The sequence below is a fragment of the Winogradskyella litorisediminis genome (assembly GCF_042675765.1).
Classification (GTDB): domain Bacteria; phylum Bacteroidota; class Bacteroidia; order Flavobacteriales; family Flavobacteriaceae; genus Winogradskyella; species Winogradskyella litorisediminis.
The window spans coordinates 1,153,161-1,167,780 of sequence record NZ_JBHTJL010000009.1 but is presented as its reverse complement, the minus strand read 5'-3'; the positions used below and the strand labels follow the sequence as shown (position 1 = coordinate 1,167,780).

Sequence of the window (14,620 nt, the reverse complement as noted above, 5' to 3'; positions counted from 1 at the left end):
TATGAACTGGATTTATGAACCGTGGCCTTGGTATGTATCGGGTCCAATGATTGCTTTTATTATGTTTTTACTCCTTATGGTAGGTAAAAACTTTGGGATGTCTGCCAACCTTAGAACAATGTGTACTATTTGTGGTGCTGGTAACAAAGCAGACTTTTTTAAATTTGATTGGAGATCTCAAAAATGGAATTTAATAGTTATCCTTGGAGCTGTAATCGGGGGATTTATTGGCTCTCATTTTTTAACAGCAGATATGGCTGTAGCTATTAACCCAGATACCATTTCTGATTTAAATGAACTTGGTTTTAATAGTGCAGGCAAATCCTATTTGCCAACAGAACTATTTGAAACGGAGTCTTTACTCAGCTTAAAAACAATTTTAGTTTTAGCCATAGGTGGTCTTCTAGTCGGTTTTGGAGCAAGATACGCTGGTGGATGTACGTCTGGACACGCGATATCAGGATTAAGCGATCTGCAATTACCATCTTTAATTGCTGTAATAGGTTTCTTTATAGGAGGTCTAACAATGATTCACTTTCTTTTCCCTTTAATATTCTAAAAAATGAGAACACTTATATATTTATTTATCGGAATCCTTTTTGGGATCACAATGTTTAAATCTGAAGCTGCCTCTTGGTTTCGTATTTATGAAATGTTCAAATTTGATTCATTTCATATGTATGGCATTATAGGTTCAGCTTTAGTAATCGGTATCATAGTAGTGCAATCGATCAAAAGGTTTAAAATTAAATCTTTCTATGGTGAAAACATTCACTTTATTCCAAAAGCTAAAAGCTTTAGTCGCTATATGTTTGGCGGAATTATCTTTGGATTAGGTTGGGCACTAGCAGGTGCTTGCCCAGGACCTATGTTTACTTTAGTAGGAGTTGGTTATGTGCCTATTTTGATTGTAATAGCTGCCTCTATTGTGGGTACTTTTCTGTATGGATTGTTGAAGGATAAGTTGCCTCATTAGATTTTTTTAGATTTAGAAGTTTCAAAATATTGAAAATCATTTAATTTAAAATAAAACGACCTAAGTATCTACTTGGGTCGTTTTTTTGTACCACACAAAACCAAAAAACCTTTGTTCCCTAAATGAGAAATGTTCAAACCATTATACACCTGATAATCAACTAATTTTCAAATTTCAAAACATTAAAAAACGCTTTAAACTAGATGTTTAAAGCGTTTTAAATAAATTCGTGACCTCGAGAGGATTCGAACCTCCAACCCTCAGAGCCGAAATCTGATATTCTATCCAGTTGAACTACGAGGCCAATTGAGAAACCTTTCGACTAATCGCAAGGTGACTTCCAATTTATTAAAAACTAAATTAATTTTGACTTAACTATAGTTGAAATAGTTTTACCATCTGCCTGACCCGCTAATTTTTGGTTAACAATCCCCATCACTTTTCCCATGTCTTTCATACCTTCAGCGCCTGTATCTGCAATTGTCTGTTCAACAACCTTGGTAATCGCAGCTTCATCTAATTGCTCAGGTAAAAATTGACTAATTACTTTTGCTTGAGCTAATTCTGGTTCAGCTAAATCTTCTCTATTTTGTTCAGAAAAAATGGCTGCACTGTCTTTACGCTGCTTTACCAATTTTGATAAAATTTTAATCTCGTCAGCTTCTGTTAATTCATCACTTCCGCCGGAAGTTTTCGCCAATAAAATTTCAGATTTTATGGCACGTAAGGCTGCAAGTGCTGTTTGATTTTTATCTTTCATTGCCGCTTTCATTGCGGTCATAATATCTGACTGTAAACTCATATTCTGTCCTTTTTATTGAAATGCGAAGATATAAAATTGATATAGTCTAAATTATATCTCACTTATCTTTTTTTACCGAAAGTTTCGCGCAGTGTTTTATAAACACTATCTTGAATTTTCATGTTTTCTGGAACTTCTCTCAGCGGCTCAACTTCTCTTAAGGTTTCATGGCAATCTGTTGGTAATTGTTGATAAAGTTTGGTTCCTTTTGTTTTCCAAGCAATCATTTCATCAGAAACTTGCTTAACCACTTTTGCCGGATTACCAACTACTAAACTTCGTTTTGGAATTACTGTTTCAGCTTTCACAAATGCCATTGCTCCTACAATAGATTCATCACCTATTTCGGCATCGTCCATAATGACAGAGTTCATTCCTATTAAACAATTCCGACCTAAATTAGCACCATGAATAATGGCTCCGTGTCCAACATGCGCACTTTCTTTTAAAATGATAGATTTTCCTGGGAACATATGTACTGTGCAGTTTTCTTGCACATTGACGCCATCTTCTAAAATAATTTGTCCCCAGTCGCCACGAATTGCTGCTCCTGGACCTATATAGCAGTTTTTTCCAATGATGACATTCCCAGTTACGGCAGCTAATGGATGCACGAAACTACTTTCGTGGACAACTGGGATAAAACCTTGGAATTCGTATACCATACTACTTGAAACCTTTTAATTTCTCTTTTGTAAAATCAGATAATACTAAATGTCCACTTGTCTGAGCGCGTTGTGCGAGTAGTTCATCCCAATCACCAGTACCTTTCCAAAATACTTTTTTCATTTCATACATGGCTTCAGTGTTATATGAGCATAAATGCTCTGCTGTTGTTTTGATGGCTTCATCTAGCTCTTCAGTAGTTTCATAAACATGAGTATATAACCCTTTATCTTTTGCCCATTCTGCCGGATAAAACGAATTAGCATCTATGGCAATTTGAGACATAGCACTTAATCCCATTTTCCGTTCAATAGCAGGTCCTACAACAAAAGGTCCAATACCAATATTAAGCTCACTCAACTTAATAGCTGCGTATTTTGAAGCCATACAATAATCGGTGGATGCTGCTAAACCTACTCCACCACCAACAGTTTTACCTTGGATGCGACCTATGATAAACTTAGGACACTTGCGCATAGCATTAATGACATTAGCAAAACCTGAAAAGAAGACTTTTCCTGTCGCCGCATCATTAATGTTAATCAGCTCATTAAAACTTGCTCCAGCACAGAAAGTTCGGTCGCCTCCACTTTTAAGAACGATTATTTTAATCGCATCGTTTTGACCAGCTTCGGTTATAGTCTTGGCTAATTTTGCTAAAACATTTCCTGGAAGAGAGTTATGTGCAGGATGAAAAAATTCTATGTATCCTACTTCGTTTTCTATGGTTTGTTTTACATATGGTTGTTTCTCTGCCATAATTATATTAATTCAAATTGTTCAAAGTGATGATTAAGATGTTTTCTTTCTAATAAATACCATTCATATTTATTCAATTCACCAAACACCATATTGCTTAATGTAGCATCTGGATTTTCCTTAAAGTATTCTAAATATTTTTCTCGTTGTGCTTTAAATTTTTCAATAGCGGTTGTTAAATCCTCATGCTTTAAATCATCAAGCGTGTCCTTTTCGAGTAATGGAAATTGACTGTTTTTCGGGAATTTGTCATAATTCCAAAGGCTGTTTTTTACTTTTTCCAAGATTTTTTCGGGAGTTGAAATTTCAAAATCCTGAATTTCACCAGCAGCAATTTTATAAGTATATTCTAAATGCTCAATCATGTGCTGTGGTGTCATGATTCCCCATTTTGGTTTTGTTTCTTCTGAAAGTTTTGATAAACATTCATCTATCTTTTCATCTGTCATTTCTACAAAAGTTTCTTGCTTTTTTTCAACCATAGTCAATATGGTTGCTACTGCGACTAAAGGACTGTCTTTTTCTGTTTTTTGACTGTCTGGTCGGTTTTCGAAATTAGCATCAAACACCTCAACATGCCATTTTACAATACCACTTGGATGTTCTGCTGAAGCCACATCGCGGTCTACTTTTTCTTTACAAGTTAAGCGTACATTAATGGTGTCGTTATGATATAGTGGACGTAAAAAACGAATACTATCTAAACCGTAATTAGCCGCAACTGGTCCTTTATTTGGATACACAAATAAGCCTGCTGCTGCCGAAATAATGAAATATCCATGCGCTGTTCTCTTTTCGAAAATACTGCCATCTAAAGATGTAATATCTGTATGTGCGTAAAAATGGTCCCACGTTAAATTAGCAAAATTCTGAATATCAGTATCTGTGATTGTGCGATTATGGGTTTTTAATGACATACCTGGCTGGATGTCTTCCCAATGGTATTTAAAAGGATGATTTTCGGCTTCGGTATATTTTGCATTTTGCTGATAAATACCAGTAATCGCTGTGATTGTTGTGGGCGAACCTTGGATTGCTGTACGCTGTAAATAATGTTTAATGCCGCGCATACCGCCCATTTCTTCGCCACCACCAGCACGACCTGGACCACCATGAACCAAATATGGTAATGGCGAACCATGTCCTGTACTTTGTTTTGCGCTTTCTCTATTTAATACCAAAATCCTTCCGTGATGACTTGCTGCATTTACCACATATTCTTTAGCTATTTTATCATCATTTGTTGCAATTGATGATACTAATGAGCCTTTGCCCATTTGAGCTAAAGTGATGGCTTCATTTAAACTTTTATAAGGCATAATTGTACTTACTGGACCAAATGCTTCACGCTCGTGAATTACAGTATTTTGGAATGGATGGTCTGCTCGTAATAAAATTGGACTTATAAACGCGCCTTTTTTAGCATCTGCTCCTATGGTTTCAATTTTATCTAAATCGCCATATACAATTTGTGCTTCTTTTGCTAAATCGTTCACAGAATCTCTTACGGCTTGAACTTGTTGTTGACTGACTAAAGAACCCATTCGTACTTCTTTTAATCTTGGATCGCCAATCGTAACTTTATCGAGTTCTTTTGCTAATGCAGTTTGAACATCTTCAACTAAATTTTCTGGAACAATGATGCGTCGGATAGCTGTACATTTTTGTCCAGCTTTAACCGTCATTTCTTTTCTAACTTCTTTGATGAATAAGTCGAATTCTGGAGTTCCAGGAACCGCATCTTCCCCTAGAATACAGGCATTTAAGGAATCCGCTTCCATCGTAAATGGCACAGATTCTTGTATTAATCTTGGATGTGCTTTTAGCAAGCGTCCGGTTTGCGCAGAACCTGTAAAGGTTACCACATCTTGAGATTCTACAGTATCTAAAATTGTTTTTACGGTTCCGTTTATGATTTGAAGTGCACCTTCAGGTAAAATGCCAGAATCAATGATTGTTCTCGCTACGGCTTCAGCCAGATACGATGAAGATGGTGCGGGTAACACCACAGCAGGTACTCCTGCCATCCAGTTGACGGCACACTTTTCTAACATTCCCCATACTGGGAAGTTAAAGGCATTGATATGAACTGCAACACCTCTTTTTGGTACCATGATGTGATGCGCCATAAAACGTCCACCACGAGATAAATCAATAGCATCACCTTCTACATGAAACGGTTGATTTGGAAACAACTTACGTAATGAGGCATTAGCGAATAAGTTTCCAAAACCACCTTCAATATCTATCCAACTATCAACTTTTGTCGCACCAGTTCGGTAACTCAATTCGTAAAACGCATCTTTTCTTTTGGTAAGATAAAGTGCCAGCTTCTTGAGCATATTACCACGTTCTTGAAAGGTCATTTTACGAAGTATTTCGCCTCCTTTTGTGCGGCCGTAGTTTAAAATTTCAGGAATATCGAGACCTTCTGTTGAAACGCTTGTAAACGCTTCGCCAGTGACTGCATCTAGTATTGGTGTTCCTTCTTCTTTTCCTATTGTCCAGTTTCCTTGAACGTAATGTTGTATTTTTTCCATAATTAAACGCGTTCAATTATCGCAGCATAACCTTGACCAACGCCAATACACATAGTTACGAGTGCATATTTTTTATCTTGCTCTTGTAATTCTAAAGCTGCTGTATAAGTTAATCTCGCTCCTGTGACACCGAGTGGATGCCCTATAGCTATTGAACCGCCATTTGGGTTTAACCTTGGGTCATCATCTGCCAATCCCCAAACTCTAGTACATGCTAAAGCTTGTGCGGCAAAAGCTTCGTTTAACTCGATGATATCCATATCGTCCATTGTTAAACCTGCTTTTTCCAAGGCTTTGTTTGAAGCTTCAACAGGACCAATTCCCATAATCCTTGGTTCTACACCAACAACTGCAGAACTTACAATTCGTGCCAATGGTTTTAAATTATACTTTTTTACGGCATTTTCTGAAGCGATTATCGTCGCAGCTGCTCCGTCGTTTAAACCTGAAGAATTTCCTGCGGTTACGCTTCCACCTTCTTTTTTAAAGGCTGGACGCAATTTTCCTAAAACTTCAAGTGACGTATTTGGCTTTACAAATTCGTCTTTCGTAAATTTTATTGGGTCTTTTTTACGTTGTGGAATTTCAACAGTTACAATTTCTTTTGCTAAACGTCCATTCTCTTGAGCTTTTGCTGCTTTCATTTGACTCCAAAAGGCAAACTTATCTTGGTCTTCTCTTGAAATATTATATTTCTCGACAAGATTTTCGGCAGTATTTCCCATACCGTCGGTACCATACATTTTTTCCATTTTTGGATTGATAAACCTCCAACCAAAACTGGAATCGTACATTTTAGAATCGTTTCCAAAAGCACTCGATGGTTTTGCAATGACGTATGGTCCGCGAGTCATGTTTTCAACTCCACCTGATATAAAAACATCTCCATCTCCAGCTTTAATAGCGCGATTTGCATGGATAATTGCAGATAATCCTGAACTACAAAGTCTGTTAACCGTTTCCCCAGGAACTGTAAATGGTAAACCTGCTAATAGTGCCGACATTCTAGCTACGTTACGATTGTCTTCACCAGCTTGGTTGGCGCAACCCATAATGACATCGTCGTAGGCTTCTTTTGGAATATTGGGATTTCGTTTTACGATTTCTTCAATAACGACAGCGCCTAAATCGTCTGTCCGAACAGCTGATAAAGTGCCTTTGTAGTTGCCTATTGGTGTTCTTATACCGTCTATTATGTATGCTTCCATGAAAATCTATTTAAATTCCGACGCAATTACTTTAACCAGTTCTTTATTATCTTTTTTAAACTTATCGGTATCTCTGACATTATACTTACGTTTAAGCAAAATTTTGTTTGTATTCGCCTCTACTAATATTAAGTAAAAATCGTAATTATACTCAGGCATGCGATTATTATATGTTACAGTGTAGCCATTATTTCTGTCAGGCTCAGAAATTGTATGATTTCCAGCAAGTATGATACAGAGTGCATCATATTCTGAATTTTTAAACTTTGGATTTAATTCGCTAAATGAGGCTATTGCACTTGGAAGTTTTGCATCTCTATCATACATGAACATGTAATCTTTTTTTTGTTTCTTAAAAGCCTTATCAAGCTTTTTAAAAAGATTTTGATAGTTAATTTCCATGTTATAATTACCGCCCGTATAAAACATCACTTTTTGAGGTGTTTCATAATTTTCAGCAGTAAATTTTTCAACTAAAGTTATTCGGCGAGAAATTTTCTCCCCAGTTTCTTGTGCATTGATTAGATTCCCAAAAAGACAAATAGCTACTAATATATATTTTGTTATTTTCATTTTAAATATTTTTTTTAATCTAAAATCACCGAAAAAGTATCTCCCTGACGCATATCTCCTGTTTTATAACCGCGCATAAACCATTGCATGCGCTGCTCCGAAGAACCGTGCGTAAAACTATCTGAATTTACACTACCACGAGTACGCTTTTGAATAGCATCATCGCCTACAGCATTTGCCGCGCTCAATGCTTCTTCTATGTCGCCTTCTTGTAGATATTTACGGTTATGATGTGCCCAAACACCAGCATAAAAATCTGCTTGCAATTCTTGTGCGACCGAGAGTTGATTGGCGCGAGTTCGGTTACTCTGACCTTGTAATTGTCTTACTTTGCTTGATGTACCAAGTATAGTTTGTATGTGATGCCCAACCTCGTGCGCTGTAACATAGGCAATGGCAAAATCGCCACCTTTGGCTCCAAAACGGGTTTTTAATTCATCAAAAAAACGTAAGTCCATATAAATTTTTTGACCTGCCGGACAATAAAAAGGTCCACTTGCTGCTGTTGCATTTCCGCATCCAGTAGAAACTGCATCTGTAAAAAGTATCATTTTAGGTTCTTTGTAGTCGCCTAAATTATTTTCTCGAAATAATCTGTTCCATACATCTTCGGTATCAGCCAAAACAGTTCCCATAAAGTCACCCATTACTTTTTCTTGTTGGGTCAATTCGCGTTGCTCCACTTGTTGTGTGGTTTGCGAACCGCCAAGTTGCTCAACTATTGGTGCAATTTGCTGTCCAGTTTCGCCTCCAAAAAGTTGTAATAGAATAACTATTATCGCAATGGCACCTCCACCGCCAATAACTGCTTTTCCTTTACCGCTCATGCCGCGTCTATCTTCTAAATTTCCACTTTTTCGTCTACCTTGCCATTTCATAATCTATAATGTTTTGATTGATTAGTTCCATTCCTTTTGCGTTCTATATACAACGCCTTTAAACAAAGCTACTAATTCTTCGCCTCTTTTTACTTCTACAATATTGAAACCTAATTTATTGTTTACTTTTTCAATAACAGATTCCGCGACCAAGTAATCACCTTCGTTTAAAGCTTCAATATGATTAATGCTTGTTTCTATGGATACCGCGTAATTTCCGTGCGTATTCGCCGTAAATCCGAAAGCCGTATCTGCCAGTGAATAACTGATTCCGCCATGTGCTTTCCCCATGCTATTTAGCATTTCCTTTCTCACTGTCATCGCAACTTTACATCTACCGATTTCGCATTCGAGAATTTCTATACCTAGCCATTGACTATAGGCATCTTGGGATAGCATTTTATGTGGAATTTTTTCGCCTTTCAATTAAAAAAATGTTTTTTGTTCTCTATTCATTTTACGTAATAACGGGCTGCATCGGTATCTGTCTTCGTGATATTCATTGTAGAGTTTATCTAATTCTGAAACACACCAATCGATACCTTTTTCGTCGGCCCAAGCCAATAAACCTTTTGGGTAATTAACGCCTTTAGTCATGGCGTTATCGATGTCTTTTGCAGAAGCAATATTTAGGAATAATGCGTCTGCGGCTTCGTTGATAAGCATTACCAAGATACGATTGAAAATTTTTTCTTTTAAAGACTCTTCGACTGTGCTCAGAGTGACAGTTGAGTCTTCAACTTTTCTTCCATTTTCATCATAACTATAATAACCTTTACTAGATTTTCTACCTAAATAACCTGCTTCGGCAAAACGTTTTTGAGTAAAGGCTGGCTTATATCTTGGATCAAAATAAAAGGCTGTAAAAACGGTTTCAGTAACCGTATAATTGACATCATTTCCAATAAAATCCATTAGTTCAAATGGTCCCATTCTGAAATTTCCGATGGTTTTCATCGCATTATCAATCGTTGCAAAGTCTGCGATACTTTCTTCATAAATACGAAGTGCTTCACCATAAAATGGCCTAGCTACGCGATTCACAATAAAGCCTGGTGTGTCTTTTGCTACAGCTACCACTTTTTTCCAATCGGAAATGATTTGAATTGCTTTTTGAAGCACATCTTCTGAAGTTTGAATTGCAGGAATCACCTCAACCAATTTCATCAATGGTGCTGGATTGAAAAAATGAATTCCGATACAGCGTTCTGGTTTTTGAAGTGAAGCTGCAATCGATGCGATTGATAAACTTGAGGTGTTTGAAGCTATGATGCAATCTTTAGAAACATAAGTTTCAAGCTCTGAAAAGACTTTCTTTTTGATATCTAAACTTTCGATAATAGCTTCAATCGTTAAGTCTGAATCTGATAAATCCTTTAAATTATATACATAACTTATATTGGATTGGATTCTGTTTTTTTCGTCTGCGTCAATTCGTCCTTTTTCAATCAGACGACTTAAAATTTTTTCCAAAGAACCTTTCGCTTTATCTAAAGCTGCTTGGTTGGTATCGTATAATTTTACTCGACAATTGGCGGTTGCTGCAACTTGTGCAATGCCACTTCCCATTGTCCCTGAGCCTATAATTCCTACGTTCATAGTTTTATTTTAAAAAGGTAATTTCTCTACGTCAACATTTCCTCCGGACAAGATAATACCTATTTTTTTGTTTTTGAATTCTTGTTTGTTTTTTAAAACTGCTGCAAATGGCACAGCACATGAAGGCTCAATGATTATTTTCATTCGTTCCCAGATAATTCGCATGGCATTTATAATTTCATCTTCTTCGACACGAATTATTTTTTCAACATGTTTTTGAATAATTGGAAAATTTCGGTCACCTAAATGCGTTCGTAATCCGTCCGCCACCGTATTAAAATTATCATTGGTCTCTATTTTACCTGAAATTAACGAACGATAAGCATCGTCTGCCTCCATTGGTTCACCACCAATAACCTTACAATCTTTAGAAAAATATTGTGCTGCTAAAGCTGTTCCAGCTATTAGTCCGCCACCACCAACAGGTGTGAGAATCACGTCTAAATCTGGATGCTCATCTAGTAACTCCATAGCCGCTGTTGCGTTTCCGTAGATTACCTCATCTTGGTTTGATGGATGTAAAAATGAGGCTTCTTTTTCTTCTTTAATATTATTTGCTGTGGCTTCTCTCGCTTGAGGTGTAGATTTGCACTCAATAATCTCACCCTGATAGGTTTTAACACCATCTTTTTTGACTTGTGGTGCATTTTCCGGCATTACGATATACGCTTTTACACCAAGTTTTTGAGCTGCTAATGATACCGCTTGTGCAAAGTTACCAGAGGAATGTGTAACGACGCCTCTTTTTCTTTCTTCTTCTGATAAAGACAAAATTGCATTGGCTGCACCACGCATTTTAAATGCACCCATTTTTTGAAAGTTCTCACATTTAAAAACGATATCTGCATCAACCATTTCGTTTATTAAGCTTGAACTTAACACAGGTGTTTTGTGAATAAAGGGTTTTATTCGGTTGTAAGTTTCTAAAAGAATTTGTTTGTTCATAATTGATGAGATACTGAAACAAGTTCAGCATGACAATAAATTATCAATTACCGTTAAAATTTGGTTTGCGCTTTTCTATAAATGCAGCTACACCTTCGGCATAATCATTACTACTAGCCGCTTCAATTTGAAGTTTTGATTCTAAAGCTAATTGGTCTTCTAATGTATTGGTCATGGATTTATTGTAGGCTTCTTTGATTTTACCGAGTGCCAAAGTTGGCATGTTAGCCAATTTAAAAGCCAATTGATTTATGGTTTCCTCAAAGTCTTCAGCTGGAACTGATTTGTAAATCATTCCCATTTTTTCAGCTTCATTTGCTGAAATCTTATCACCTAACATGGCTAAAGCTAGAGCTTTTTGAAAACCAATTAAGCGTGGTAAAAAGAAAGTTCCTGCACTATCGGGAATTAAACCAATTAAACTAAAAGCTTGAATAAAACTTACTTTTTCATGAGCCACAACAACATCACAAGCTAAGGCAATATTTGCTCCTGCTCCCGCAGCCACGCCGTTAATTGCACCTATGATTGGTTTTTTAATATTTCGAATTTTTAGGATGATTGGGTTGTAATGCTCATCAAGAATTTTTTTGAAACCAGGATTTAATTCTGGGTCAGTAACTTCTTTTAAATCTTGACCTGCGCAGAAGGCTTTTCCATTTCCTATTAAAACAATGGCTCTAATATCATCGTTAGTTTCACAATCGTCAAGAATTCGCTGAAGGCTTAATGCCATTTCGCGATTAAAGCTGTTAAATACTTTTGGCCGGTTGAGAGAAATAGTTGCTATTTTGTTTTCTATTTTTAGTAGAATTGAATTCATATTTTTTAAACTTATAATTATCTTGATGAGATACTGAAACAATACTTCGACTGCGCTCAGCGTGTCAGTTCAGCATGACAACAAGTTGTCACTTCAGACATTTAAAATAATCAAAAGGTTCCTGACAATCATCACACTGAAACTGCGCTTTGCAAGCCGTTGAACCAAACTGACTTACTAGTTTTGTATTTGTTGAACCGCAATTAGTGCATTTTACAATTCGCTTTCCATTAAGCAAAACATCTTTATCGGCTTCAGCACTTAAAGGCGCTGCGATTCCGTAATCTTCTAATGCCTTACGTCCTCGTGGTGTTATCCAGTCCGTTGTCCAAGCTGGATACAAAATCAAGTCAACTTCAGATTTATAACCGGCTTCTTTCAATGCTTTTTTAATGTCGTCGCCAATGACGTCCATTGCTGGACAGCCACTGTACGTTGGTGTGATTTCAACTTTAACAACACCATTGTCGATAATCGCAGAACGCACCACGCCCATATCCATAATTGATAATACCGGAATTTCTGGGTCTGAGATTTTTTCCAAGATTTGAAGCAGACGTTTATCTATATTTTGTTCTGTTGTTGTCATATTTTTTTTGAAACTGAACTTCAAGTTGAAATTGAACTCGAAATTATAATCGTAGTATTCGGTTTCGGTTTCGGCTTCAAATTCAATTTCATTTGTTTACCATTCCATATTCGGGTATGTGCGTTGCATATATTGTAAATCCGCTAACAAATAACCCATGTGTTCCGTGTGAATACCTTCTTTTCCGCCTTTTTGAAAATACTTAGATTCTGGAATTTGCAAAGTAGCTTCTTCTAAAACTTGAGAGACGTTTTTGTAATAATTGTCCTTTAGTTTTGTGACATCCACACCTATTCCTTCTTCAACAATTACTTTGTCCGCTTCGGTTTGATGAAATAATTCATCGGTGTATGTCCATAAATCATCTATAGCATTTTGCATTTTTTCTTTACTCTCATCTGTCCCGTCACCTAAACGAATTATCCAATCTGAAGAAAAACGCTCGTGGTAACGTACTTCTTTAATACACTTTTTTGCGATTGCCGAAAGCGTTAAGTCTTTACTTTTTTCCAGTTCGGTTAAGAAAGCTAAATGATAGACATCAAATAAAAATTGTCTGCCCAAAGTGTAAGCGAAATCTGTATTTGGCTGCTCTACTAGCAAAACATTTTTATATTCTCGCTCTTTTCGCAACATTGCGATATCATCTTCTGTTCTTCCATCTCCAGCAATTTTTGCTGCGTATTGAAAGTAGCTACGAACTTGACCGAATAAATCTAACGAAATATTTGTGCAGGCAATATCCGTTTCCAGGCTTGGACCATGACCGCAAAGTTCGCCCATGCGTTGACCGAGAATTAAGCTATTGTCTGCGATTCCAAGAATGTAATTGTATAAATTTTCGTTTTTCATGTTTATTTTATTGAGATGCTTCGGCAAGCTCAGCATGACATTTGTACTTTTTTGATGAGATGCTGAAAAAGCACTTCGACTGCGCTCAATTTTACAATTCAGCTTGACAAAACTTAGTTTTGTCACATATGTTTTACATCGTCTGGTAAGTCGTAAAAAGTTGGATGACGATAAACTTTATCTTGAGCTGGCTCAAATAATTCGCCATTATGTTCTGGATTTGAAGCTGTGATGTGTTTAGATTCTACTACCCAAATGCTAACACCTTCATTTCGTCTAGTATAAACATCTCTCGCATTTTCCAAAGCCATATCTGAATCTGCAGCATGTAAACTTCCACAGTGTCTATGCTCTAATCCATTTTTACTTCTTACGAAGATTTCCCATAAGGGCCAATTTTTAGCTGACATAATTATATCTTTTAAACCGCTTGTTTCTCTTGTCGTTTTTGTTTCTTTTCAGCGTGTGCCATAGCTGCATCTCGCACCCAAGTCCCACGTTCCCAAGCACCAACTCTTGCTTTCATACGCTCTTTATTCATAGGTCCGTGACCTTTTACGACTTGCCAAAATTCATCCCAATTTATTTCACCGAAATCATAACTTTGACGCTCTTCATTCCATTTTAAATCTGGGTCTGGAATTGTTAAACCTAAAATATCCGCTTGAGGAACCGTTTGGTCAATGAATTGCTGACGCAGGTCATCATTAGATTTACGTTTCAATTTCCATTTCATGGATTGTTCTGTATGAACTGAAACATCGTCCGTTGGACCCAACATCATTAAACTTGGCCACCACCAACGGTTTAATGCGTCTTGTGCCATATCTTTTTGCTCTGGTGTTCCATTGGCTAATTTCATCATGATTTCGAAACCTTGGCGTTGGTGAAAACTTTCTTCTTTACAAACACGAATCATCGCTCTTGCGTATGGCCCATAAGAGGTATTACACAATGGTACCTGGTTAATTATTGCAGCGCCATCTACCAACCAGCCAATTGCACCCATATCTGCCCAAGTGATTGTTGGATAATTAAAAATAGAAGAATACTTGGCTTTGCCAGTATGTAATTGCTCATACATTTCTTCTCTTGAAATCCCGAGTGTTTCTGTAGCAGAATATAAGTAAAGCCCGTGACCAGCTTCATCTTGAACCTTTGCCAACAAGGCTACTTTTCGTCTTAAAGATGGTGCTCTTGTAATCCAGTTGCCTTCTGGGAGCATTCCTACAATTTCGGAATGTGCATGCTGAGACATTTGCCTAATGTGCGTTTGACGATACTTTTCTGGCATCCAATCTTTAGGTTCAATTTTTTCGTCTCTTGCGATACGTTCTTCAAACTGTCTTTCTAAACTTCTAATTTGTTCTTCACTCATTTTCTTTAGCTTTTAGCTGTTGGCTTTTGGCC

At 36.9% G+C, this 14,620-nt stretch carries 17 protein-coding genes and 1 tRNA gene; 2 read left to right on the top strand and 16 right to left on the bottom strand.

What is annotated here, in order from left to right:
- The first annotated feature begins 1 nt into the window (after position 1).
- Positions 2-559 (top strand): YeeE/YedE family protein, encoded by a 558-nt coding sequence (locus tag ACFQ1Q_RS07530; protein ID WP_386129545.1) that lies wholly within the window; start codon positions 2-4, stop codon positions 557-559.
- Between the two features lie 3 nt (positions 560-562).
- Complete coding sequence (locus tag ACFQ1Q_RS07525; protein WP_386129543.1) at positions 563-976, top strand: DUF6691 family protein; 414 nt, start codon at positions 563-565, stop codon at positions 974-976.
- A gap of 230 nt (positions 977-1,206) precedes the next feature.
- Here ACFQ1Q_RS07525 and ACFQ1Q_RS07520 read toward each other — a convergent pair.
- From ACFQ1Q_RS07520 to paaA, 16 genes are all read right to left on the bottom strand, one after another.
- Positions 1,207-1,280, bottom strand: a tRNA-Arg gene (locus ACFQ1Q_RS07520).
- Between the two features lie 51 nt (positions 1,281-1,331).
- Positions 1,332-1,778, bottom strand: a complete 447-nt coding sequence (locus ACFQ1Q_RS07515; RefSeq protein ID WP_386129541.1) for a GatB/YqeY domain-containing protein — start codon at positions 1,776-1,778, stop codon at positions 1,332-1,334.
- 62 nt (positions 1,779-1,840) lie between these two features.
- The gene (locus tag ACFQ1Q_RS07510) at positions 1,841-2,443 is read right to left on the bottom strand and encodes an acyltransferase (protein WP_386129539.1); all 603 of its coding nucleotides are present in this window, start codon (positions 2,441-2,443) and stop codon (positions 1,841-1,843) included.
- 1 nt (position 2,444) lies between these two features.
- Entirely contained in the window at positions 2,445-3,203 is a 759-nt protein-coding gene (locus ACFQ1Q_RS07505; RefSeq protein ID WP_386129537.1) for an enoyl-CoA hydratase/isomerase family protein, read from the bottom strand.
- Between the two features lie 2 nt (positions 3,204-3,205).
- On the bottom strand, positions 3,206-5,743 hold the full coding sequence (gene paaZ / locus ACFQ1Q_RS07500) for a phenylacetic acid degradation bifunctional protein PaaZ (RefSeq protein WP_386129535.1): 2,538 nt from the start codon (positions 5,741-5,743) through the stop codon (positions 3,206-3,208).
- Positions 5,744-5,745: 2 nt separating this feature from the next.
- Complete coding sequence (gene pcaF, locus ACFQ1Q_RS07495) at positions 5,746-6,951, bottom strand: 3-oxoadipyl-CoA thiolase (protein ID WP_386129533.1); 1,206 nt, start codon at positions 6,949-6,951, stop codon at positions 5,746-5,748.
- A gap of 6 nt (positions 6,952-6,957) precedes the next feature.
- The gene (locus tag ACFQ1Q_RS07490; RefSeq protein ID WP_386129531.1) at positions 6,958-7,524 is read right to left on the bottom strand and encodes a hypothetical protein; all 567 of its coding nucleotides are present in this window, start codon (positions 7,522-7,524) and stop codon (positions 6,958-6,960) included.
- Positions 7,525-7,538: 14 nt separating this feature from the next.
- Positions 7,539-8,402 carry a KPN_02809 family neutral zinc metallopeptidase gene (ypfJ, locus tag ACFQ1Q_RS07485; protein ID WP_386129529.1) on the bottom strand — a complete coding sequence of 288 codons (864 nt, stop codon included), beginning with the start codon at positions 8,400-8,402 and terminating at the stop codon, positions 7,539-7,541.
- Between the two features lie 21 nt (positions 8,403-8,423).
- Positions 8,424-8,828, bottom strand: a complete 405-nt coding sequence (locus ACFQ1Q_RS07480) for a PaaI family thioesterase (RefSeq protein ID WP_386129527.1) — start codon at positions 8,826-8,828, stop codon at positions 8,424-8,426.
- Complete coding sequence (locus tag ACFQ1Q_RS07475; RefSeq protein WP_386129525.1) at positions 8,829-10,001, bottom strand: 3-hydroxyacyl-CoA dehydrogenase NAD-binding domain-containing protein; 1,173 nt, start codon at positions 9,999-10,001, stop codon at positions 8,829-8,831. It abuts the gene before it with no gap.
- Between the two features lie 9 nt (positions 10,002-10,010).
- The gene (locus tag ACFQ1Q_RS07470; protein ID WP_386129523.1) at positions 10,011-10,946 is read right to left on the bottom strand and encodes a threonine ammonia-lyase; all 936 of its coding nucleotides are present in this window, start codon (positions 10,944-10,946) and stop codon (positions 10,011-10,013) included.
- 43 nt (positions 10,947-10,989) lie between these two features.
- Positions 10,990-11,769, bottom strand: coding sequence for an enoyl-CoA hydratase-related protein (locus ACFQ1Q_RS07465; RefSeq protein ID WP_386129521.1), 780 nt, complete (start codon positions 11,767-11,769; stop codon positions 10,990-10,992).
- Between the two features lie 88 nt (positions 11,770-11,857).
- Positions 11,858-12,358, bottom strand: a complete 501-nt coding sequence (paaD, locus tag ACFQ1Q_RS07460) for a 1,2-phenylacetyl-CoA epoxidase subunit PaaD (protein WP_386129519.1) — start codon at positions 12,356-12,358, stop codon at positions 11,858-11,860.
- A 96-nt stretch (positions 12,359-12,454) separates the two neighbouring features.
- On the bottom strand, positions 12,455-13,210 hold the full coding sequence (gene paaC, locus ACFQ1Q_RS07455; RefSeq protein ID WP_386129517.1) for a 1,2-phenylacetyl-CoA epoxidase subunit PaaC: 756 nt from the start codon (positions 13,208-13,210) through the stop codon (positions 12,455-12,457).
- A 122-nt stretch (positions 13,211-13,332) separates the two neighbouring features.
- Complete coding sequence (gene paaB / locus ACFQ1Q_RS07450; RefSeq protein ID WP_386129515.1) at positions 13,333-13,620, bottom strand: 1,2-phenylacetyl-CoA epoxidase subunit PaaB; 288 nt, start codon at positions 13,618-13,620, stop codon at positions 13,333-13,335.
- 11 nt (positions 13,621-13,631) lie between these two features.
- Positions 13,632-14,588 carry a 1,2-phenylacetyl-CoA epoxidase subunit PaaA gene (paaA, locus tag ACFQ1Q_RS07445; RefSeq protein WP_386129512.1) on the bottom strand — a complete coding sequence of 319 codons (957 nt, stop codon included), beginning with the start codon at positions 14,586-14,588 and terminating at the stop codon, positions 13,632-13,634.
- Positions 14,589-14,620: the final 32 nt, after the last annotated feature.